19 protein-coding genes are annotated in these 20,514 nt (G+C 66.7%); 17 read left to right on the forward strand and 2 right to left on the reverse strand.

Going from position 1 to position 20,514, the window contains the following annotated elements; translation table 11 throughout:
- The first annotated feature begins 6 nt into the window (after positions 1-6).
- The 16 genes from tsf to C2U31_RS18370 all read left to right on the forward strand — a co-directional run bounded on the left by tsf (position 7) and on the right by C2U31_RS18370 (position 15,351).
- The gene (tsf, locus tag C2U31_RS18295; protein ID WP_103274068.1) at positions 7-885 is read left to right on the forward strand and encodes a translation elongation factor Ts; all 879 of its coding nucleotides are present in this window, start codon (positions 7-9) and stop codon (positions 883-885) included.
- Between the two features lie 170 nt (positions 886-1,055).
- On the forward strand, positions 1,056-1,772 hold the full coding sequence (gene pyrH, locus C2U31_RS18300; RefSeq protein WP_103274069.1) for a UMP kinase: 717 nt from the start codon (positions 1,056-1,058) through the stop codon (positions 1,770-1,772).
- Between the two features lie 15 nt (positions 1,773-1,787).
- Positions 1,788-2,348 (forward strand): ribosome recycling factor, encoded by a 561-nt coding sequence (gene frr, locus C2U31_RS18305; RefSeq protein ID WP_103274070.1) that lies wholly within the window; start codon positions 1,788-1,790, stop codon positions 2,346-2,348.
- A gap of 170 nt (positions 2,349-2,518) precedes the next feature.
- Positions 2,519-3,283, forward strand: coding sequence for a polyprenyl diphosphate synthase (gene uppS, locus C2U31_RS18310; RefSeq protein WP_103274071.1), 765 nt, complete (start codon positions 2,519-2,521; stop codon positions 3,281-3,283).
- Positions 3,284-3,330: 47 nt separating this feature from the next.
- Positions 3,331-4,188, forward strand: a complete 858-nt coding sequence (locus C2U31_RS18315) for a phosphatidate cytidylyltransferase (protein WP_103274072.1) — start codon at positions 3,331-3,333, stop codon at positions 4,186-4,188.
- Positions 4,185-5,384, forward strand: coding sequence for a 1-deoxy-D-xylulose-5-phosphate reductoisomerase (locus tag C2U31_RS18320; RefSeq protein WP_103274073.1), 1,200 nt, complete (start codon positions 4,185-4,187; stop codon positions 5,382-5,384). Before C2U31_RS18315 ends, C2U31_RS18320 begins: the two co-directional genes overlap by 4 nt.
- Positions 5,385-5,473: 89 nt before the next feature.
- The gene (gene rseP / locus C2U31_RS18325; protein ID WP_103274074.1) at positions 5,474-6,805 is read left to right on the forward strand and encodes an RIP metalloprotease RseP; all 1,332 of its coding nucleotides are present in this window, start codon (positions 5,474-5,476) and stop codon (positions 6,803-6,805) included.
- Between the two features lie 54 nt (positions 6,806-6,859).
- On the forward strand, positions 6,860-9,193 hold the full coding sequence (gene bamA, locus C2U31_RS18330) for an outer membrane protein assembly factor BamA (RefSeq protein ID WP_103274075.1): 2,334 nt from the start codon (positions 6,860-6,862) through the stop codon (positions 9,191-9,193).
- A gap of 110 nt (positions 9,194-9,303) precedes the next feature.
- Positions 9,304-9,864 carry an OmpH family outer membrane protein gene (locus tag C2U31_RS18335; RefSeq protein ID WP_103274076.1) on the forward strand — a complete coding sequence of 187 codons (561 nt, stop codon included), beginning with the start codon at positions 9,304-9,306 and terminating at the stop codon, positions 9,862-9,864.
- A gap of 14 nt (positions 9,865-9,878) precedes the next feature.
- Entirely contained in the window at positions 9,879-10,976 is a 1,098-nt protein-coding gene (gene lpxD, locus C2U31_RS18340) for a UDP-3-O-(3-hydroxymyristoyl)glucosamine N-acyltransferase (protein ID WP_103274077.1), read from the forward strand.
- Between the two features lie 64 nt (positions 10,977-11,040).
- Entirely contained in the window at positions 11,041-11,493 is a 453-nt protein-coding gene (fabZ, locus tag C2U31_RS18345) for a 3-hydroxyacyl-ACP dehydratase FabZ (RefSeq protein ID WP_103274078.1), read from the forward strand.
- The gene (lpxA, locus tag C2U31_RS18350) at positions 11,494-12,288 is read left to right on the forward strand and encodes an acyl-ACP--UDP-N-acetylglucosamine O-acyltransferase (RefSeq protein ID WP_103274079.1); all 795 of its coding nucleotides are present in this window, start codon (positions 11,494-11,496) and stop codon (positions 12,286-12,288) included.
- A gap of 73 nt (positions 12,289-12,361) precedes the next feature.
- Positions 12,362-13,558: a lipid-A-disaccharide synthase gene (gene lpxB / locus C2U31_RS18355; protein WP_103274080.1), complete on the forward strand. Its 1,197-nt coding sequence runs from the start codon at positions 12,362-12,364 to the stop codon at positions 13,556-13,558.
- The gene (rnhB, locus tag C2U31_RS18360) at positions 13,548-14,153 is read left to right on the forward strand and encodes a ribonuclease HII (RefSeq protein ID WP_103274081.1); all 606 of its coding nucleotides are present in this window, start codon (positions 13,548-13,550) and stop codon (positions 14,151-14,153) included. The genes lpxB and rnhB overlap by 11 nt, the downstream gene beginning before the upstream one ends.
- Positions 14,150-14,935: an RNA methyltransferase gene (locus C2U31_RS18365; protein WP_103274082.1), complete on the forward strand. Its 786-nt coding sequence runs from the start codon at positions 14,150-14,152 to the stop codon at positions 14,933-14,935. The genes rnhB and C2U31_RS18365 overlap by 4 nt, the downstream gene beginning before the upstream one ends.
- A gap of 11 nt (positions 14,936-14,946) precedes the next feature.
- Entirely contained in the window at positions 14,947-15,351 is a 405-nt protein-coding gene (locus tag C2U31_RS18370; protein WP_103274083.1) for a hypothetical protein, read from the forward strand.
- Between the two features lie 100 nt (positions 15,352-15,451).
- Here the strand turns inward: C2U31_RS18370 and C2U31_RS18375 are convergent, their stop codons facing one another.
- Positions 15,452-16,279, reverse strand: a complete 828-nt coding sequence (locus C2U31_RS18375) for a pyruvate, water dikinase regulatory protein (protein WP_103274084.1) — start codon at positions 16,277-16,279, stop codon at positions 15,452-15,454.
- 180 nt (positions 16,280-16,459) lie between these two features.
- Between C2U31_RS18375 and ppsA the strand changes: the two genes are divergently transcribed.
- Positions 16,460-18,826 carry a phosphoenolpyruvate synthase gene (ppsA, locus tag C2U31_RS18380; RefSeq protein WP_103274085.1) on the forward strand — a complete coding sequence of 789 codons (2,367 nt, stop codon included), beginning with the start codon at positions 16,460-16,462 and terminating at the stop codon, positions 18,824-18,826.
- A gap of 55 nt (positions 18,827-18,881) precedes the next feature.
- Here ppsA and C2U31_RS18385 read toward each other — a convergent pair whose 3' ends face one another.
- A complete protein-coding gene (locus C2U31_RS18385) occupies positions 18,882-20,429 on the reverse strand; it encodes an MFS transporter (RefSeq protein WP_103274086.1) in 1,548 nt (515 codons plus the stop codon).
- Positions 20,430-20,514 lie beyond the last annotated feature (85 nt).

Below are 20,514 nucleotides of genomic sequence, written 5' to 3' on the forward strand. Positions count from 1 at the left end.
GCAAACATGGCTGAAATTACCGCTGCCCTGGTCAAGGAACTGCGCGAAAAGACCGACGCCCCGATGATGGAGTGCAAGAAGGCTCTGACGGAAGCCGAGGGTGACCTGGCCCGCGCCGAGGAAATCCTGCGCGTCAAGCTGGGCAACAAGGCCAGCAAGGCTGCCGCCCGCGTCACCGCCGAGGGCCTGATCGGCCTGTTCATCTCCGCCGACGCCAAGAAGGGCGCCGTCATCGAAGTCAACTGCGAAACCGACTTCGTCGCCAAGAACGACGACTTCGTCGCCTTCGTGAACAAGCTGGCCGAACTGGTCGCCACGCAGAACCCGGCCGACGTGGCCGCTCTGTCGGCGCTGCCCTACGGCGACGGCACGGTCGAAACGACCCGCACCGCCCTGATCGGCAAGATCGGCGAGAACATGGCGATCCGCCGCTTCGAGCGCATCGAGACCCCCAACGCCCTGGCCAGCTACGTGCACGGCGGCCGCATCGGCGTGCTGGTCGAGTACAGCGGCTCGGAAGAAGTCGGCAAGGATCTGGCCATGCACATCGCGGCCACCAAGCCCAAGGCTCTGAACGCCGATGGCGTGAACGCCGCCGACATCGCCGCCGAGCGCTCGGTCGCCGAGCAGAAGGCCGCCGAATCGGGCAAGCCGGCTGAAATCGTCGCCAAGATGGTCGAAGGCTCGGTGCAGAAGTTCCTGAAGGAAGTGACGCTGCTGTCGCAGCCCTTCGTCAAGGATGACAAGAACACCGTCGAACAGATGCTGAAGGCCAAGGGCGCTTCGATCACCAAGTTCGTGCTGTTCGTCGTCGGCGAAGGTATCGAGAAGAAGACCAGCGATTTCGCCGCCGAGGTTGCCGCCGCCGCCGCCGGCCGCGCCTGATCGCAGGGTAGTGCTTGAAGGCCGGCGCTAGATTACAGTCTAGTCCGGCCTTTTTCTCGCCAGGCCCTTCTGTGACGTAACGTTTCTCCTGTGGGGGAGGCGTGGCGCCAGGGCAGGGCTATCATTTCTTGTCTTACACTTTCGTCGGATTGTTCTACGGGATATCACCTATGAGCAGCAGATCATACAAACGGGTTCTTCTCAAGCTTTCCGGCGAGGCGCTGATGGGCGAAGATGCATTCGGCATCAACCGCTCCACCATCGTCCGCATGACCGATGAGATCGCCGAAGTCGCCGCCACGGGCGTCGAGCTGGCCATCGTCATCGGCGGTGGCAACATCTTCCGCGGCGTCGCGCCGGGTGCGCAGGGCATGGACCGCGCCACCGCCGACTACATGGGCATGATGGCCACCATCATGAACGCGCTTGCCCTGCAGGACGCGCTCAAGCACAAGGGTATCGACACCCGCGTACAATCGGCCCTGAATATCGACCAGGTGGTCGAGCCGTACATCCGCCCCAAGGCCTTGCGCTACCTCGAAGAAGGCAAGGTCGTCATCTTCGCCGCGGGCACCGGCAACCCCTTCTTCACGACCGATACCGCGGCCGCCCTGCGCGGCGCCGAGATCGGCGCGGAGATCGTGCTGAAGGCCACCAAGGTCGACGGCATCTACAGCGCGGATCCCAACAAGGACCCGACCGCCACGCGCTATGCCCGCATCAGCTTCGACGAGGCGATCGTGCGTCGCCTGGAAGTCATGGACGCCACCGCTTTCGCGCTGTGCCGTGACCAGAAGCTGCCGATCAAGGTGTTTTCGATCAACAAGTCCGGCGCGCTCAAGCGCGTGGTCAGCGGGGACGACGAAGGCACCCTGGTACACGTTTAAAGAAAAGGAAAAACCATGAGCGTCGCAGAAATCCGCAAATCCGCCGAAGCCAGGATGGTCAAGTCGCTTGATACGCTCAAGACCAACCTGTCCAAGATCCGTACGGGCCGCGCCCACGCCGGCATCCTGGATCATGTGCAGGTCGAGTACTACGGTTCGCCGGTGCCGATCAGCCAGGTGGCCAACCTGAACCTGGTGGACGCGCGCACCATCAGCGTGCAGCCCTACGAGAAGAGCATGGCCGCCCCGATCGAGAAGGCCATCCGCGAGTCGGACCTGGGCCTGAACCCCATGTCCATGGGCGACACCATCCGCGTGCCGATGCCGGCCCTGACCGAAGAGCGCCGCCGCGACCTGACCAAGGTCGTGCGCAGCGAAGGCGAGGATGCCAAGGTCGCCGTGCGCAACCTGCGCCGCGAAGCCAACGACGCGCTCAAGAAGCTGGTCAAGGACAAGGAAATCTCCGAGGACGACGAGCGTCGCGCCCAGGACGATGTCCAGAAGCTGACCGACCGCAACGTGAGCGACATCGACAAGATGGTCACTCAGAAAGAAGCGGAAATCATGACCGTATAATTCCGGCGCATGGCGGGGCACGGGTTGGCGCTCGTGTCCCGGCGCCGGTTTTTGCTTTTTTGCGCCGCCCCGTCCGCCGTTTCGCGCCAAGCTTGGCGGCGATGGAATCACGGCGCGGATTTTCCCGTATTACGTTTTTCGCCGGTCATACGCGCGCGGCACCAGACTCCATGGCAACCAGTTCCACCCAGGCGGTTCCCGAGACCCGCGATACCCCGCAGCACGTGGCCATCATCATGGACGGCAACGGCAGGTGGGCGACGCGGCGTCTGCTGCCCCGCACGGCGGGACACGCCAAGGGCGTGCAGGCCGTCCGGCGCGTGGTCGAGGCCTGCGGGCGCGCCGGCGTGCGCTACCTGACGCTGTTCGCGTTCAGCTCCGAGAACTGGCGGCGTCCCGTCGAAGAGGTCTCCCTGCTGATGCGGCTGTTCGTCCAGGCGCTGGAGCGCGAGGTCGGCAAGCTCGAAGAGCAGGGCGTGCGGCTGCACGTGATCGGCGATCTCTCGGCCTTCGAGCCGCGGCTGCAGGAACTCATTTTCGCGGCGCAGCAACGCACCGCCCACAACGACCGCCTGCATCTCACCGTGGCGGCCAATTACGGCGGACGCTGGGACATCCTGCAGGCCACGCGCGCCATGCTGGCGGCCGAACCCGATCTGGCCGCGCACCCGGAACGGATCGATGAGGCGCATCTGTCGCGCCACCTGTCGATGTCCTGGGCGCCCGAGCCGGACCTGTTCATCCGCACCGGCGGAGAACAACGCATTTCCAATTTCCTGATCTGGCAGATGGCCTACGCGGAGTTCTACTTCACGGATCGCTACTGGCCGGATTTCGGCGCCGCCGAATTGCAGGCGGCGTTCGACTGGTATCGGACCCGCGAGCGCCGCTTCGGCCGCACCAGCGCCCAAGTCAACGGCGACGACCCGAAATAGGCCGCCGAGCGCGCGTCTTTCCGGGCAGCACAAGAGGAGACCGTCACATGTTGGGCCAGCGTATCGTTACCGCCGTTATTCTGTTGGCCATCCTGGCCGCCGCCATGATGAGCGCCAATCCCTGGTGGTTCGTCGCCCTGCTCGCGCTGGCCGCGGCCTGCGCCAATTGGGAATGGCTGCGACTGACCTTGCCGCAGCCTCCATCCCCACTGATCTGCGCCGGCGTGCCGGTCCTGCTGTTCGCCGCGATGCTGGCGCTAAGCTCGGCATGGCTGGGCGGCGCGGGTCCAGGCTGGGCCGAGCCTCGCTGGATCCTGGGCTATGCGGCGCCCGCCGTCGCCGCCGTCTGGCTGTTCGGCGGCGTGACCGCCGTGGTTCGCGGTCAGTCCAGCGCGCCGCCTGCCAGCCTGGGCTGGTCGCTGTTCTCGGTGCCCGCCGCCTTCGTGGCCTGGGCCGTGCTGGCCCAGATGTACATCGCGCGCGGCGCGGCGTTCGTGGTGTCGCTGCTGGCGCTGGTCTGGGTGGCCGATATCGCCGCCTATTTTGCCGGCCGCGCGTTCGGCAAGCGTAAACTGGCGCCGCGGGTGAGCCCCGGCAAGACCATCGCCGGCGCGGTCGCCGGCGTGCTGGGCGCGGTCGTGTGGATCGGCCTGTCCAGCCTCTGGGACGGCACATATGGCCACGCGCTGGTGGCGCGCTGGAGCTTCTGGCTGGCGCTGCCGCTGGCGGCCGCGCTGGGCGTGCTGTCCATCATCGGCGACCTGTTCGAATCGCTGCTCAAGCGGCGCGCGGGCCGCAAGGATTCCAGCGCGCTGCTGCCCGGCCATGGCGGCGTCTACGACCGTATCGACGCCATCCTGCCGGTCGCGCCGTTCGCGCTAATTTTGTCTGGAGTGTTGTCTTGACGGTTTTCCAACGCGTCGTCGTGCTGGGGTCCACCGGCTCGATCGGCGAAAGCACGCTCGATGTGATCGCCCGCCATCCCGAACGGCTGGCGGTCTATGCGCTGTCGGCGTACACGCGCATGCAGAAGCTGGCCGAGCAGGCGCTGGCCAGCCGCGCGGAAGTGGTGGTAGTGCCCGACGATGCGGCGCGCCGGCAGTTCCTGGACGCCTGGCCCGCCGGCCCGGCCTTGCCCGAGATCCGGGTGGGCGCCCAGGCGCTGGCGGATACGGCCGCCGACGCGCGTTGCGACGCGGTCATGGCCGCCATCGTCGGCGCGGCCGGCCTGCCGGCGGCGCTGGCCGCGGCCCGGGCGGGCAAACGCGTGCTGCTGGCCAACAAGGAAGCCCTGGTGGCGGCCGGTTCGCTATTCATGCAGGCCATCCGCGACAGCGGCGCCGAATTGCTGCCCATCGACAGCGAGCACAACGCCATTTTCCAGTGCCTGCCGCATGGCGGCCGGGCCCAGGCGCCAGACGCGCCCGCGCCAGGCGTGCGCCGCCTGCTGCTGACCGCTTCGGGCGGTCCGTTCCGTGGGCGCGACCTGGACGACCTGCATGACGTGACCCCGGCGCAGGCCTGCGCCCACCCGAACTGGAGCATGGGCCGCAAGATTTCCGTCGATTCGGCCACCATGCTGAACAAGGGCCTGGAAGTGATCGAGGCGCACTGGCTGTTCGCCATGCCCGCCGACCGCATCGAGGTGGTGGTCCACCCGCAGAGCGTGGTGCATTCCATGGTGGAGTACGCGGACGGCTCCATCCTGGCCCAGCTGGGCCAGCCCGACATGCGCACGCCGATCGCCTATGGCCTGGGTTTTCCCGAGCGCATCGACAGCGGGGTCGGCCCGCTGGATCTGATGCGCCTGGGCCGGTTGGATTTCGAGCAGCCGGATCTGGCGCGCTTTCCCTGTCTGGCGCTGGCCTTTGCCGCGTTGCGGGCCGGGCAAGGCGCCTGCGTGGCGCTGAACGCCGCCAACGAGGTGGCGGTGGAGGCATTCCTGAGCGGCCGGCTGGCCTATACCTGGATCCCCCGCGTCATCGAGGCGGTGCTGGAGTGGCAGGCGCGGCAGGCTTCTGTTACGCTCGGCAGTCTCGAGGATGTGCTGGCGCTGGATGCGGCGGCGCGCCGTTACGCGGGCAACCTGGGGCTGGCCTGAGGCGTCCCGCGCGCCTGCCTTGTCTGGTGTATCCCGCCTGGCAATCGTTGGGTTATCGCCTGCTTATCGATCCTGGATTCTAGATCCCGATGCTTTTCACCCTGCTCGCCTTTGCGGTTGCGCTAGGCTCCCTGATCATTTTTCACGAGCTGGGCCACTATTGGGTCGCGCGCCTGTGCGGCGTGAAGGTCCTGCGGTTTTCCGTGGGTTTTGGCAAGGTGGTGCTGCGCCGCACCGACCGGCACGGCACGGAGTGGGCCGTCTCGGCCCTGCCGCTCGGCGGCTACGTCAAGATGCAGGACGATCCTCCACCGGGCGCGAGTCCGTCCGAGATCGCTTCCGCCTTCAATACCCAACCGGTCGGCAAGCGCATCGCCATCGTCGCGGCCGGGCCGATCTTCAACCTGATCCTGGCCGTGCTGCTGTACGCCGTCCTGAACCTGGCCGGCACGCAGGAGCCTGCCGCGATCCTGGCCAAGCCGGCCGTGGATACGCCGGCGGCCCGTGCCGGGCTGCTGGAAGGGGACCGCATCCTGTCCATCGGCGGCGAGGAAGTCGTTTCCTGGGCGGACGCGCGCTGGCGGCTGATGGACGTGATGTCCGGCGGCGGGCGCGCCCTGGTCGAGGTCAGCACTCCGTCCGGCGCGGTGCACCAGCGTGAATTGACGTTGCCCGCCAATGCCATGGATCCCGCTGGCGGCGACCCGCTGGCGGCCGCCGGCCTGCGGCTGGCCCAGCCGCGTCCCGCCGTCCGCAGCGTCATCGCGGGCGGGCAGGGTGAAGCGGCCGGCCTTAAGGACGGCGACCTGATCGTGGCCGTCGACGGCCAGCCGGCCCCGGATACCGGCGCGCTGGTGCGCCGCATCCAGGAAAGCGCCGGCCAGCCGCTGGCCCTGACGCTCAAGCGTGGCTCGGACACGGTCACGCTGAATGTGACGCCCCGCGCCGAAACCGTGGAAGGCCGCCAGATAGGCCGGCTTGGCGTGCAGCTGGGCGGCGATGTGCCGATGGTGACGGTCCGCTATGGCGTGTTCGAAAGCCTGTGGCGCGGCGCGGTCCGCACCTGGGACACCGCCTGGTTCTCGCTGCGGATGATGGGCCGCATGGTCATGGGCGAGGTGTCCTGGCGCAATGTCAGCGGCCCGGTCACGATCGCCGACTACGCCGGCCAGACCGCCCGGATCGGCATTGTTGCTTATATCGCCTATATCGCGTTGATCAGTATCAGCCTTGGCGTACTAAATTTGCTGCCCATTCCTATGCTGGACGGCGGCCATCTGCTGTACTATCTCGTCGAAATCGTGCGGGGCAGCCCGCCGCCCGCCCGTTGGATCGATATCGGACAGCGCGCCGGCATAGGAATATTGGCAGGGCTCATGGGCCTTGCGCTGTTTAATGATTTCTCGCGCCTGTTCACCTAGGCGTCAATAGCATATAAAATCCCCCGCCATTTGCACGACCGAGGATACTCAAGGATGTCTTTTCGCCGGATGTTTCAACACAAGAAGGGTGTATTGCCGAGTCTTGTCGCCGCGCTGCTCGTTCCGGCCATGGCTCACGCCTTCGACCCTTTCGTCGTGCGGGATATCCGCGTAGAAGGGATCCAGCGAACCGACGCCGGCACCGTATTCGGTTATCTCCCCGTGAAAGTGGGCGAGAAATTCACCGATGAAGAAGCCACCGAGGCGATTCGCCGCCTGTACGGCACGGGCTTTTTCTCTGACGTGCAGATCCAGACCGACAATAATGTCGTTGTCGTGGTCGTGCAGGAACGTCCCACCATCGCATCCGTGAATTTCAACGGCATGCGCGAATTCGATTCCAAGGCCATCATCAAGTCGCTGGGCCAGGTCGGTTTCGCCGAAGGCCGTATTTTCGACCGCTCCATGCTCGAGCGCGCGGAATACGAACTCAAGCAACAGTACCTGTCCAAGGGCAAGTACGGCGTGGAAGTGACCTCCACCGTGACGCCGCTGCCGCGTAACCGCGTGGGCGTGAGCTTCGACGTGTTCGAAGGCTCGGTCGCGCGCATCCAGGAAATCCGTTTCGTCGGCAACAAGGCTTTCTCGGAAAGCGACCTGCTTGACGAAATGAAGCTGACCACGCCGGGTTGGCTGACTTGGTATACCGATACCGACAAGTATTCGCGCGAAAAGCTCGAAGGCGATCTGGAACGCCTGCGTTCGTATTATCTGGACCGGGGCTACCTGGAGTTTTCCGTCGAGCCCCCGCAGGTCACGATCTCGCCCGACCGTAAGGACATCCGCATCACCATCACCGTCCACGAGGGCGAGCCCTACAAGGTGCGCAGCGTCAAGCTGGCCGGCAACCTGCTCGGCCTGGACAGCCAGATCAATGGTCTGGTGCAGCTCAAGCCCGCCGAGACCTTCTCGGCCGCCAAGGCCAACGATTCGGCCAAGGCCATCACCGACTACCTGGGCGAACTGGGCTACGCCTTCGCCAACGTCAACCCGAATCCGCAGCTCGACCGCGACAAGCACGAAGCCGACGTGACCTTCTACGTCGACCCGAGCCGCCGCGTGTACGTGCGCCGCATCCAGATCGGCGGCAATACCCGCACGCGCGACGAGGTCGTGCGCCGCGAAATGCGCCAGCAGGAAGCCGCCTGGTACGACGCCAAGGACATCAAGACCTCGCGCGACCGCGTCGACCGTCTGGGCTACTTCAGCGAAGTCAATGTCAAGACCGACCCCGTGCCGGGCTCGCCCGACCAGGTCGACGTCAACGTCGACGTGAAGGAAAAGCCCACCGGCATGATCAATCTGGGCGTGGGTTACGGCTCGTCCGAAAAGGCCATCCTGTCGGCCGGCATCAGCGAAGACAACGTCTTCGGCAGCGGCACCAACCTGACCCTGCAGCTGAACACCAGCAAGAGCAACCGCGCGGTGGTGCTGTCGCATACGGATCCGTACTGGACCAAGGACGGCATCAGCCGCACCACGTCGGCCTACTACCGCGTGACCGAGCCCTGGAACAACAACGACGGCGACTACCGCGTCAAGGCCATGGGCCTGGGCATGAACTTCGGCGTGCCGATCTCGGAATACGACCGGATCTTCCTGGGTGCGAACTTTGAGCGCAACCAGATCGACCTGTATAACAACTCGCCGCAGGCTTATCGCCATTTCGTGGATCAGTACGGCGATTCGACCAACTCGGTGATCTTCAGCGCCGGCTGGTCCAAGGATACGCGCGACAGCGCGCTGGCGCCCACCAAGGGCGGCTACACGCGTCTGAAGAGCGACCTGTCGACGGTGGACCTGAAGTACTACATGCTGACGGCCCAGCAACAATACTTCGTGCCGCTGGGCGGTTCGTACACGCTGGCTCTGAACGCCATGGCGGACTGGGCCCAGAGTTACGGCGGCAAGGACTACCCGATCATCAAGACCGTTTACGCAGGCGGTATCGGCACCGTGCGCGGCTATGAAGGTTCGTCGCTGGGCCCGCGCGATGCGCGCACCGGCGACTACCTGGGCGGCACGCGCCGCGTCGTGGCCAACGCGCAGTTGTACCTGCCGTTCCCGGGCGCGTCGAAGGACCGCACGCTGCGCTGGTTCCTGTTCACCGACGCCGGCCAGGTGTCCGCGGGCAGCGGCCTGTCTTGCACCACCGGCAAGTCGAGCAGCCCCGTGGAAGATCCTTGCGGCTGGCGTTTCTCGGCGGGTATCGGCCTGTCGTGGCAATCGCCGATGGGTCCGCTGCAGCTGTCCTATGCGCGACCGCTCAACGCCAAGCAGGGCGACGACAAGCAGGCATTCCAGTTCCAGATCGGAACCGGTTTCTAAGCTGTCCGGTTACGCTTGAAAACAAGGGGCGGGCCGGGTGGCCCGGCTCCCTTATCGTTTAGTGGCACAATACACACTTTGGCTTTGCCTTACTGGAAGGTGAGATTTTCATGATGTCTGATTTCGCACTTAAATCGTCGGATTCGCTGGGCGCCAAGCGCCGCGGCAAGCTGGGCGCCACCATGGCCCTGGCAGGTGCGCTCATTCTCGGTTCGGTCGCGGCGGTTCCCGCCCAGGCCCAAGGCACCAAGATCGGCTTCGTCAATACCGAGCGGATCCTGCGTGAATCGGCCCCCGCCAAGGCCGCGCAAAGCAAGATCGAATCCGAATTCAAGAAGCGTGACGACGAACTGCAGCGCCTGAACACCAGCCTGCGCACGCAAGCCGAGAAGTTCGACAAGGACGCTCCGGTGCTGTCGGAATCCGACCGCGTCAAGCGCCAGCGCGAACTGTCCAACCTGGACACCGACCTGCAGCGCAAGCGCCGCGAGTTCCAGGAAGACTTCAACCGTCGCCGCAACGAAGAGTTCTCCTCGATCGTGACCAAGGCCAATGACGCCATCAAGCGCATTGCCGAACAGGAAAGCTACGACCTGATCATTCAGGACGCCGTCACGGTCAACCCGCGCATCGACATCACCGACAAGGTGATTCAGAGCCTGGGCAAGTAAGCTCGGTCGTCAGCATGCCGGTATTGCTGGATATTGCCCGCGCGCCCACGCTTGAAGCGCTGCTGAGCGCCGCCAAGACCCAGGGCATGGACTGGCGGATCAGCGCGGTCCCCGACGCGGGGCCTCTCAAGATCCAGGGCGTGGGGACCTTGTCCTCGGCGGGCGGCCAGGAAATCAGTTTCCTGGCGAACCCGCGCTACCAGAGTCAGCTGGGCGCCACCAAGGCGGCGGCGGTCATCGTCTCCCCCGATGTAGCCCAGGCCCTGGAAAGCGGCGAGCAAGGCCGTCCGCCCTTTGCGCTGGTCGTCTGCAAGCATCCCTACCTGCTGTATGCCCGCGTGGCCCAGTGGTTCGACGCGGCGCGTCGTCCCGCGCTACCGGGCGGCACGCATCCTTCCGCGGTGGTGGCGGCTGACGCCGTCATCGAAGAGGGCGCCCGCATCGGCCCGCTCTGTGTCGTGGAATCGGGCGCGCGCATCGGGCGCGGCGCCGTGCTGGGCCCGGGCTGCGTGATCGGCGCCGGTTCCTCGGTGGGGCCGGACAGCCTGCTGCACGCGCACGTGACCCTGTACGAAGGCGTCAAGGTGGGCGCCCGCGCCATCCTCCATAGCGGTGTCGTGCTGGGCGCGGACGGTTTCGGTTTCGCGCCGGATCCCTCGCTGGGGCAGGGCGCCTGGGGCAAGATCCCCCAGCTGGGCGGCGTGGCCATCGGCGACGACGTCGAGATCGGCGCCAACACCACGATCGATCGCGGCGCGCTCGAAGACACCTTCGTGGCCGACGGCGTCAAGCTGGACAACCAGATCATGGTGGGTCACAACTGCCGCATCGGCGCGCACACAGCGATGGCCGCGTGCGTGGGGGTGGCCGGTTCGACCACCATCGGCGAGCGCTGCACCATCGGTGGCGCCGCGATGCTGTCGGGGCACCTGACGCTGGGCGACGATGTGCATATTTCGGGTGGCACCGCGGTGACGTCCAATATCCTGAAGCCGGGCCGGTATACCGGGGTCTTCCCGTACGCCGAGCACGGCGAATGGCAGCGCAACGCCGCCGTGATACAACAGTTGGCGCAGTTGCGCCGCCGCGTGCGCTCGCTCGAAAAAGAGTAAGGCGCGGGTCCGCCGCCCGGCGCACGCCGCAAGATCATTTCATTTCGCAGGAATTCACAGAAAAATGGAACTCGACATCAAGGGGATCATGGAGCGTCTGCCGCATCGTTACCCGATGCTGCTGATCGATCGCGTCGTGGAGATGGTGCCCGGCAAGTCCATCGTCGCCATCAAGAACGTCTCCATCAACGAGCCGTTTTTCACGGGGCACTTCCCGCATCACCCTGTGATGCCCGGCGTCCTGATCGTTGAAGCCATGGCGCAGGCCGCCGCGCTGTTCTCGTTCACGGATGCCGACGGCGGCCTGAAGTGCGACGGCAAGACCGCCTACTACCTGGTCGGCATCGATGATGCGCGCTTCCGCCGTCCGGTCGTGCCGGGCGACCAGCTGCGCCTGGAAGTCGAGGCGCTGCGCCTGAGCCGCAGCATCTGTAAGTACCAAGCGCGCGCGACGGTCGACGGGCAGGAAGTGGCCGCGGCCACGCTCATGTGCGCCATCCGCAGCCTGGAAGAGTAAATGGCCGCGAACATCCATCCGAGCGCTGTCGTCGATCCGGCGGCGAAGATCGATCCCTCTGTCACCATCGGGCCGTTCTGCGTGATCGGGCCGGATGTGACCATCGGCGCGGGTACCGAAGTGGGTCCGTATTGCATGATCGACGGCGTGACGACCATCGGGCGCGACAACCGCTTCTACCGGTACTGCTCGATCGGCGGCATGCCGCAGGACAAGAAGTACGACGGCGAGCGCACTCGCTTGACGATCGGCGACCGCAACACGGTCCGTGAATTCGTCACGCTCAACACGGGTACCGTGCAGGACGGCGGCGTCACCACGTTGGGCAATGACAACTGGATCATGGCCTATGTGCATGTGGCGCACGACTGCCACGTTGGCAACAACGTCATCCTGGCCAACTCGGTCCAGCTTGGCGGCCACGTGCATGTGGGCGATTGGGCCATCATCGGCGGCCTGACCGGCGTGCACCAGTTTTCGCGCATCGGCGCGCATTCCATGACCGGCGGCAACAGCTCGCTGATGCAGGATGCGCCGCCCTTCCTGCTGGCCGCGGGCAATCCCTGCCGGCCGGTCGGCGTCAACGTCGAGGGCCTGCGCCGCCGCGGCTTCTCGGCCGAGGCGATTTCCGCGTTACGCGAGGCCTACAAGATCGTCTACCGCCGCGGCCTGTCGCTGGACGAAGCGCGCGCCGAGCTGAAGGCGCGCCAGCAGTCCGAGCCCGGCGTGGCCGAGCCGTTGCAGGTGTTCCTGGATTTCCTGGACGTCGCCTCGCGCGGCATCATCCGTCCATGACCCCCGTCCGGCCGCCACAGCCGTGTCGGGCTCCCCGGCGCGCAGCGCAGCCGGGCAATTTGGGGGATGCACAATGAGCAAGCGCATCGGCATGGTGGCGGGCGAGCCCTCGGGCGACCTGCTGGCCGGTCGCATCATCGCCGGCCTGCAGGCCGGCGACGCCTCGGTGCGTTGCGAAGGCATCGGCGGGCCGCAGATGCAGGCCCGCGACTTCAACGCCTGGCATCCTATGCATGCCCTGACCGTGTTCGGCTACGTCGACGCGCTCAAGCGCCTGCCCAGCCTGCTGTCCACCTATCGCGACGTCAAGCGGCGCTGGCTGGCCGAGCCGCCGGCCGTGTTCGTCGGCATCGACGCGCCTGATTTCAACCTGCGCCTGGAGCATCAGCTGCGCCAGGCCGGCACGCCCACGGTGCACTTCGTCGGTCCGTCGATCTGGGCGTGGCGCTATGAGCGCATCCACAAGATCCGCGAGTCGGTTTCGCACATGCTGGTACTGTTTCCGTTCGAGGAAGAGATCTACCGCAAGGAAGGCATACCGGTCACCTACGTCGGCCATCCGCTGGCCGGCGCGGTGCCGATGCTGCCGGACCGGGCCGCCGCGCGCGCGCGGCTGGGCATCGACCAGAACGCCCGCGTGCTGGCGATCCTGCCGGGCAGCCGCTCGTCGGAAATCCGCCTGTTGGCGCCACGCTTCCTGCAGGCCGCGCAGATCCTGCAAAAGCGCGATCCGGCGTTGCAGTGCATCGTGCCCATGGTCAACGAACAGCGGCGCGCGGAGTTCCAGTCCTTCCTCGAGCAGTACCCGGTGCCGGGCCTGCGCTGCGTCACGGCGCAGGACCTGCATGGCGAAGGCGGCGAACGGCAGGCGCCGGTCGCCTGGTCGGTCATGGAGGCCAGCACCGCGGTGCTGGTGGCCAGCGGCACCGCCACGCTGGAGACGGCGCTGTACAAGCGTCCCATGGTCATCTCCTATGTGTTGTCGCCGTGGATGCGGCGCATCATGGCCTGGAAATCCGGCCAGGAACGCCCCTATCTGCCCTGGGTCGGACTGCCCAACGTGCTGCTGCGCGACTTCGCGGTGCCGGAGCTGTTGCAGGACGACGCCACGCCGGAAAAGCTGGCCGAGGCGACCTGGACGGCCCTGACCGACGAAGCCCTGGGCGCGCGCATCGAGGCGCGCTTCACGGCGCTGCACCAGGACCTGCTGCGCGACACGCCCGCGCTGGCCGCGCGCGCCATCCTCGAGGTCGCCGACGGTGCAGCCTGATCTTTTCGGGGCCACGCCCCAGCCCGAGCAGATCACCGCCGGCGTGGACGAGGCCGGCCGGGGCCCGCTGGCCGGCGCGGTCTATGCCGCCGCCGTGATTCTCGATCCGGCCCGGCCGATCGAGGGCCTGGCCGATTCCAAGGCGCTCAAGCCGGCGCGGCGCGAAGCGCTGGCACTGGAGATCCGCGAGCGCGCGCTGGCCTGGTTCATCGCCAGCGCCAGCGTCCAGGAGATCGACAGCCTGAACATCCTGCGCGCCACCATGCTGGCGATGCAGCGCGCGGTGCAGGGCCTGTCCGTCGCGCCGCAACTGGCGCTGGTGGACGGCAACCAGGCGCCCAAGCTGGGCTGCACGGTGCAGACCGTGATCAAGGGAGACGCCCTGGTGCCGGCGATCTCGGCCGCGTCCATCCTGGCCAAGACCGCCCGCGACGCCGACCTGCTGCGCCTGCACGAGCAGTATCCGCAATATGCCTTCGATCAGCACAAGGGTTACGGCACGGCGCTGCACCTGCGGCTGCTACGCGAGCATGGCCCCTGCGCCGAACACCGGCGCAGCTTCGCGCCCATCAAGGCCTTCGGCGCCGACGCATGAAACACATCAGTTCCCGCGACAACCCGGCCGTCAAGGCGCTGGTCAAGCTGGCCGGGCTGGCGGGGCGCCGTGGCGCGTCCGTCTTGCTGGACGGCGTGCATCTGTGCCGGGCCTGGCTGGACCATCATGGCCTGCCGGAGCAGGCGGTGTTCGATGCCGAGCGTCTGGACCAGCCCGAACTCGCGGCCCTGGCCGCCGCGCTGCCGTCCGAGCGCTGCCTGGCGCTGGACGCGCGCCTGATGCAATCGCTGGCCAGCGTGGAGAGCGGGCAGGGCGTGGCCTTCGTGGTCGCGCCGCCGGCGCCGGCCTTGCCGGGTGCCGTGGACGAGAATTGCGTGCTGTTCGACCGCATCCAGGATCCGGGCAATGTCGGCACCTTGCTGCGCACCTGCGCGGCGGCCGGCGTCAAGCGCGTGTTCCTGGCCACCGGCACGGCCGCCGCCTGGTCGCCCAAGGTGCTGCGCAGCGGCCAGGGCGCGCATTTCGCGCTGGCGATTCATGAACACGTGGACCTGGCGGCCCTGCTGCCGCGCCTGCGCGCGCCGCTGGTGGCGACGGCGCTGGACGGCGCCAGCGACCTGTACCGCACCGCATTGCCGGCGCGCTGCGCCTGGGTGTTCGGACATGAAGGGCAGGGCGTGGACGCGGGCCTGCTGGCCGCCGCGGCCTTGAAGGTCCGCATCCCGCATGATGCGCAGGCGGTGGAATCGCTGAATGTCGGCGCCGCCGCCGCGATCTGTCTGTTCGAACAACGTCGTCAACATTGGGGAGCGGGCTCATGACGATACCGCGCATGTCATTCCTCTCATCCGGGCGCGCCTGGCGCGGCCTGGCCGGCGCCGCGGCGCTGGTTGTCCTGGGCGCGTGCGCGTCCGGCCCCGAGCGGGCGGTGCTGGTGCCAGTGGTGTCGGCGGACGCCGCCAACACCCAGGTGCTGTCGCGCGCCGTGACCGGCAAGCTGTCCGATGGTCAGGCCTTCAGGCTGGAAGATGCCTCGCAGTGGCGCAGGGTGGGGGCGCTGGTGCAGGGCGATGTCTATCGCCCGCTGGGCGCGCCGGTGGCGCTGGGCAAGGGCGCACGCTCGGAGGCCTATCTGGTGGCGTCATCCGGACGGTTGATCGGGTTCTATTTGCCGGCGGCCAGCATGTTCCTGCCGCTGTCCGAGTCGCAGGTGCTGCCGTTCTCGCAGCGCCTGTAGGACGCGATTCGGCTGGCGTGGCGGGCCTGGCGGCCGTCTGGTCGAGCCGGCCCCGCCCGGCGGCGCCGGGCGTCCGGTGGCGTCGTCGCCGGCGTGGCGTTCAGGTCCGGTCCAGGCCCACTTCCTGCAGCACCGTGGTCGAGATTTCCTCGATGGACTTGGTGGTGGTCGACAGCCAGGAAATGCCCTCGCGCCGCATCATGCGCTCGGCCTCGGCGACTTCGTAACGGCATTGCTCCAGCTGCGCGTAGCGGCTGTTCGGACGGCGCTCGTTGCGCACCTCCGCCAGTCGCTCGGGCTGGATCGACAGGCCGAACAGCTTGGCGCGGTGGGGCGCGATGGTGGAGGGCAGCGTGCCGCGCTCGAAATCGTCCGGCGTGAGCGGGAAATTGGCCGCCTTGATCGCATATTGCATGGCCAGGTACAGGCTGGTCGGCGTCTTGCCGCAGCGGGACACGCCCACCAGGATCACGTCGGCCTGGTCCAGCTGGTTCACGAACTGCCCATCGTCATGCGCCAGGCTGAAGTTGATGGCGTCGATCCGGTTGCGGTATTTCTCGGAATTCGCCGCCATGTGGGACCGGCCGATGGAATGGCTGGATTTCAGTCCCAGCGCCTGCTCGATATGGCTGACGAAGGTGCCGAACAGGTCCAGGAAAACGCCGTTCGCCTGGCGAACACGGGCCAGGATATCCGGATTGACGAGGGTGCTGAACACAATGGGCGGGACCCCGGCTTCCAGGGCGCTGCGGTCGATGCGCTGAGCCACCTCGGCGGCTTTTTCCAGGGTGTCGACGTAGGGCAGTCGCACGGGCTTGAACTGGACCTCCTCGAATTGTGACAGGACCGACTGGCTGAAGGTCTCGGCGGTGATGCCGGTGCTGTCAGAAACGATGTAGACGGTGCGTGCGATCGGGCTAGATGTCATGTGTAAAAAATTCCAACCGGGCGGATGGCCGGCAGTGCTCCGAAGAGTACAATCAGGCCCCTATATGAGTCACCCCAAGGGCGGTCCAAGGCCAGTTTGGTCAGCGCGTGACGGCAAGGCGAAAGCGCCTTCCATGCATTGACCAAACTCGCTTTCATTCCATTGTAAAAGGTGACTTCAATGTCGTACGTTGTTTTGTTCGAGCAGCTCCGCATGACGGACGTGGACTCGGTAGGAGGCAAGAACGCATCACTAGGCGAAATGATCAGTCAGCTGTCTGGCGCGGGAGTCCGCGTGCCGGGCGGCTTCGCCACGACCGCCGACGCCTTCCGCGACTTCCTCAAGGCCTCCGGCCTGGACAAGCGCATCGCCGAACGCCTGACCACGCTCAATCCTGAAGACGTGCGCGAGCTGGCCAACGCAGGCTCCGAGATCCGCCAGTGGATCGTCGACGCCCCGTTCTCGGCCGAATTCGAGAAGCAGATCCGCGACGCCTTCGCCAAGCTCGACGCCGACGGCAAGGGCTCGTTCGCCGTGCGCTCGTCCGCCACCGCCGAAGACCTGCCCGACGCGTCCTTCGCCGGCCAGCAGGAAACCTTCCTGAACGTGGTCGGCATCGACGACGTGCTGGACAAGATCCGCCACGTGTTCGCCTCGCTCTACAACGACCGCGCCATTTCGTACCGCGTGCACAAGGGCTACGCCCATGCCGACGTGGCGCTGTCGGCCGGCATCCAGCGCATGGTCCGCTCCGACAAGGGCAGCGCCGGCGTGATGTTCACCATCGACACTGAATCGGGCTTCCAGGACGTGGTCTTCATCACCTCGTCCTACGGTCTGGGCGAAACCGTGGTGCAGGGCGCCGTCAACCCCGACGAGTTCTACGTCTTCAAGCCCACGCTGGCCCAGGGTCATTTCCCCATCGTCGGCCGCCGCATCGGCTCCAAGCTGATCAAGATGGAATTCGATCCCGAGCGTCCTGGCGGCCGTGCCGTGCGCACCGTCGACGTGCCGGTGTCGGAGCGCAACCGCTACTCGCTGACCGACGACGAGGTCAACGAGCTGGCCCGCTACGCCGTCATCATCGAAAAGCACTACGGCCGCCCGATGGACATCGAGTGGGGCCGCGACGGCATCGACGGCAAGATCTACATCCTGCAGGCCCGTCCCGAGACGGTGAAGTCGCAGCAGGGCGCCAATGACGTGCAGCAGCGCTACCGCCTGAAGGCCACCGGCCAGGTCCTGATCACCGGCCGCGCGATCGGCCAGAAGATCGGCGCCGGTCCGGTGCGCGTGGTCGGCGACATCTCCGACATGGACAAGGTGCAGCCCGGCGACGTGCTGGTCACCGACATGACCGACCCCAACTGGGAGCCGGTGATGAAGCGCGCCGCCGCCATCGTCACCAACCGCGGCGGCCGCACCTGCCATGCCGCCATCATCGCGCGCGAGTTGGGCATCCCGGCCGTGGTCGGTTGCGCCAACGCCACCGACGTGCTGAAGGAAGGCCAGGCGGTCACCGTGTCCTGCGCCGAGGGCGACGAAGGCCGCATCTATGACGGCCTGATCGAGACCGAAGTGGAAGAAGTGCGCCGCGGCGACATGCCTCCGATCGACGTCAAGATCATGATGAACGTCGGCAACCCGCAGCTGGCCTTCGACTTCGCCCAGATCCCCAACAGCGGCGTCGGCCTGGCCCGCCTGGAATTCATCATCAACAACAACATCGGCATCCACCCCAAGGCGGTGCTGGACTATCCGAATGTGGACGGCGAGCTGAAGAAGGCGGTCGAATCGGCCGCTCGCGGCCACGCCAGCCCGCGCGCCTTCTTCGTCGAGAAGATGGCCGAGGGCGTGGCCACCATCGCGGCGGCCTTCTATCCGAAGCCCGTGATCGTGCGCATGTCGGACTTCAAGTCCAACGAGTACCGCAAGCTGGTCGGCGGCTCGCGCTACGAGCCCGAGGAAGAGAACCCCATGCTGGGCTTCCGCGGCGCGTCGCGCTACATCGCCGAGGACTTCGCCGAGTGCTTCCGCATGGAATGCGAAGCCCTCAAGAAGGTGCGCGATGAGATGGGCCTGACCAACGTCGAGATCATGGTGCCCTTCGTGCGTACCCTGGGCCAGGCGGACAAGGTGGTCAAGCTGTTGGCCGCGCACGGTCTGGCGCGCGGCGAGAACGGCCTGCGCCTAGTGATGATGTGCGAGGTGCCGTCCAACGCCATCCTGGCCGATGAGTTCCTGCAGTACTTCGACGGCTTCTCCATCGGTTCGAACGACATGACCCAGCTGACGCTGGGCCTGGACCGCGATTCGGGCATGGAGCTGCTGGCGGCCGACTTCGACGAGCGCGACGAGGCGGTGAAGTTCATGCTGCGCCGCGCGATCAAGGCTTGCCTGGACGCTGGCAAGTACGTCGGCATCTGCGGCCAGGGCCCCAGCGATCACCCGGACTTCGCCCAGTGGCTGAAGGACGAGGGCATCCTGTCCATGTCGCTGAACCCGGACACCGTGGTCGACACCTGGCAGCGTCTGGCCAGGAACTGATCGGCCGCGCTTGGCCTGAAAAACCCCCGCTTCCGCAAGGGCGCGGGGGTTTTTTTCATTGCACGCTGGACCCCGCGCCGGTCCGGCGCGCCGCGCGTGGCACGCCGAACACCAGCAAGCTGCCCAGCGCGAACAGCCAGACGCTGACCCCGCCATACAGCATCACCCAGCCGAAACCGTGGGCCAGCGCTTGCCTGGCCGTTTCGGCGGGAACGGTCCACGCGGCCGCGCCCTGTCCGATCGTCGGGGCCGTTCCCGTGGTCAGCTGTTCGGCCAGCGAGCGGAGCTGGGCGGCATCGATCGCCGGTGGGAGCTGCCTGCGCAGGAACGAGGCGATGCCTTCCACCAGGATGAAGCCCATCACGGCGATGTTCAGCGCCAGGCTGATGAAGCGCGCGCTGGTGTCGATGCCGGACGCCATACCGGCGCGCCCCGTTGGCACCGAGCCGGTGGTGGTGTTGGTCACGGGCGTATTGGTCACGCCCAGGCCGATGCTGGCGAGCAGGCAGCCGGGGAGCATCGTCAGCCAGCTGGCCTGCTGGACGCCGCTGCCCCAGGCCATTAGGAAGCACCCCGCGCCGATGGCGAACAGGCCGGCGGGAATCACGGCCTCCGCCCGGTAGCGCAACGCCAGGCGTTCGCCGAGCGGCGGCAGTATCAGCGTCGGCAAGGTATAGGCCAACAGCGACAGCCCGGTCGCCAGGCTGGCATAGCCCAGCCCGTGCTGGAAATACAAGGGCAGGTAGATCATGATCGGCCAGAAGCTGAAGTTCATGCCCATCGACCCAAGCAGCGCGCCGGAGAAGCGGCGGATGCGGAATACCGAGAAATCGAACAGCGGATCGACGGCCCGCCGTTGCGCCGCGGCGAAGATGATGAAACCGCCCGCGGCGGCGAGCAAGCTGGCCAGCGAGGGCAGGCTGGCAAAGCCCGCCACCGGCCCTTGCGTGATGAACCAGGCCAGGCCGAACACCGCGACCGAGAGCGAGACGATGCCCGCCCAGTCTAGCCGGCGGTGTTGCGGGTCGCGCGATTCGTCCACGCCGGCCGCCGCCAGGCCGAAGGCCGCCACCGCGATGGGAACATGCACCAGGAACACCCACTGCCAGCTGGACAGTGCCACGATGCCGGCGCCGATGATCGGGCCCAGGCCCAGGCCGATGCCAAAGACCACGCCCCAGGCGCCGAAGGCCTTGGCGCGCGCGGCGCTGTCGGCGAACTGATGCGACAGCACCGCCAGCTGGCAGACCAGCATGGCGCCGCCGGCCATGCCCTGAAGGAAGCGGCCCGCGATCAGCCAGGCGGAACTGCCTGCCAGGCCGCAGGCCAGGGAGGTGAGGCCAAACAGCACCAGGCAGAGCAGGAATGCCCGTTTGCGCCCGTAGCGGTCGGCCAGCGCGCCCGCCGCCATCAGTACGGCGGCGCAGGCGATGGTGTAGGCGTTCATGATCCATTGCAGATCGCGAAAGCTGCTGCGCAGGACGGTTTCGAGGATGGGCAGGATTACCGGGACGCTGGAAATCTCCAGGCCGAACATCAGGCAGGCGAGGCAGGCGGCGGTAAGCGTGACCGTATTCTTGTGTGCAGGGGTTAGGGGCTTCATGGGTGTTTCCACAATCGGGTGGATCTTGCCGGCGCGCCGGGTGGTGCGCACGTCAGGTCCGGACCCGGTCCGCGGATGCGCGGCG

Origin of the sequence: Achromobacter sp. AONIH1 (genome assembly GCF_002902905.1) — a bacterium.
In the GTDB taxonomy this organism is placed as follows: domain Bacteria; phylum Pseudomonadota; class Gammaproteobacteria; order Burkholderiales; family Burkholderiaceae_B; genus Achromobacter.

What these genes read in the sequence shown, in the direction of transcription:
- tsf (WP_103274068.1), top strand. Translation starts at nt 7, where the DNA reads ATGGCTGAAATTACCGCTGCCCTGGTCAAGGAACTGCGCGAAAAGACC.
- pyrH (WP_103274069.1), top strand. Translation starts at nt 1,056, where the DNA reads ATGAGCAGCAGATCATACAAACGGGTTCTTCTCAAGCTTTCCGGCGAG.
- frr (WP_103274070.1), top strand. Translation starts at nt 1,788, where the DNA reads ATGAGCGTCGCAGAAATCCGCAAATCCGCCGAAGCCAGGATGGTCAAG.
- uppS (WP_103274071.1), top strand. Translation starts at nt 2,519, where the DNA reads ATGGCAACCAGTTCCACCCAGGCGGTTCCCGAGACCCGCGATACCCCG.
- C2U31_RS18315 (WP_103274072.1), top strand. Translation starts at nt 3,331, where the DNA reads ATGTTGGGCCAGCGTATCGTTACCGCCGTTATTCTGTTGGCCATCCTG.
- rseP (WP_103274074.1), top strand. Translation starts at nt 5,474, where the DNA reads ATGCTTTTCACCCTGCTCGCCTTTGCGGTTGCGCTAGGCTCCCTGATC.
- bamA (WP_103274075.1), top strand. Translation starts at nt 6,860, where the DNA reads ATGTCTTTTCGCCGGATGTTTCAACACAAGAAGGGTGTATTGCCGAGT.
- C2U31_RS18335 (WP_103274076.1), top strand. Translation starts at nt 9,304, where the DNA reads ATGATGTCTGATTTCGCACTTAAATCGTCGGATTCGCTGGGCGCCAAG.
- lpxD (WP_103274077.1), top strand. Translation starts at nt 9,879, where the DNA reads ATGCCGGTATTGCTGGATATTGCCCGCGCGCCCACGCTTGAAGCGCTG.
- fabZ (WP_103274078.1), top strand. Translation starts at nt 11,041, where the DNA reads ATGGAACTCGACATCAAGGGGATCATGGAGCGTCTGCCGCATCGTTAC.
- lpxA (WP_103274079.1), top strand. Translation starts at nt 11,494, where the DNA reads ATGGCCGCGAACATCCATCCGAGCGCTGTCGTCGATCCGGCGGCGAAG.
- lpxB (WP_103274080.1), top strand. Translation starts at nt 12,362, where the DNA reads ATGAGCAAGCGCATCGGCATGGTGGCGGGCGAGCCCTCGGGCGACCTG.
- C2U31_RS18365 (WP_103274082.1), top strand. Translation starts at nt 14,150, where the DNA reads ATGAAACACATCAGTTCCCGCGACAACCCGGCCGTCAAGGCGCTGGTC.
- C2U31_RS18370 (WP_103274083.1), top strand. Translation starts at nt 14,947, where the DNA reads ATGTCATTCCTCTCATCCGGGCGCGCCTGGCGCGGCCTGGCCGGCGCC.
- C2U31_RS18375 (WP_103274084.1), bottom strand. Translation starts at nt 16,279, where the DNA reads ATGACATCTAGCCCGATCGCACGCACCGTCTACATCGTTTCTGACAGC.
- ppsA (WP_103274085.1), top strand. Translation starts at nt 16,460, where the DNA reads ATGTCGTACGTTGTTTTGTTCGAGCAGCTCCGCATGACGGACGTGGAC.
- C2U31_RS18385 (WP_103274086.1), bottom strand. Translation starts at nt 20,429, where the DNA reads ATGAAGCCCCTAACCCCTGCACACAAGAATACGGTCACGCTTACCGCC.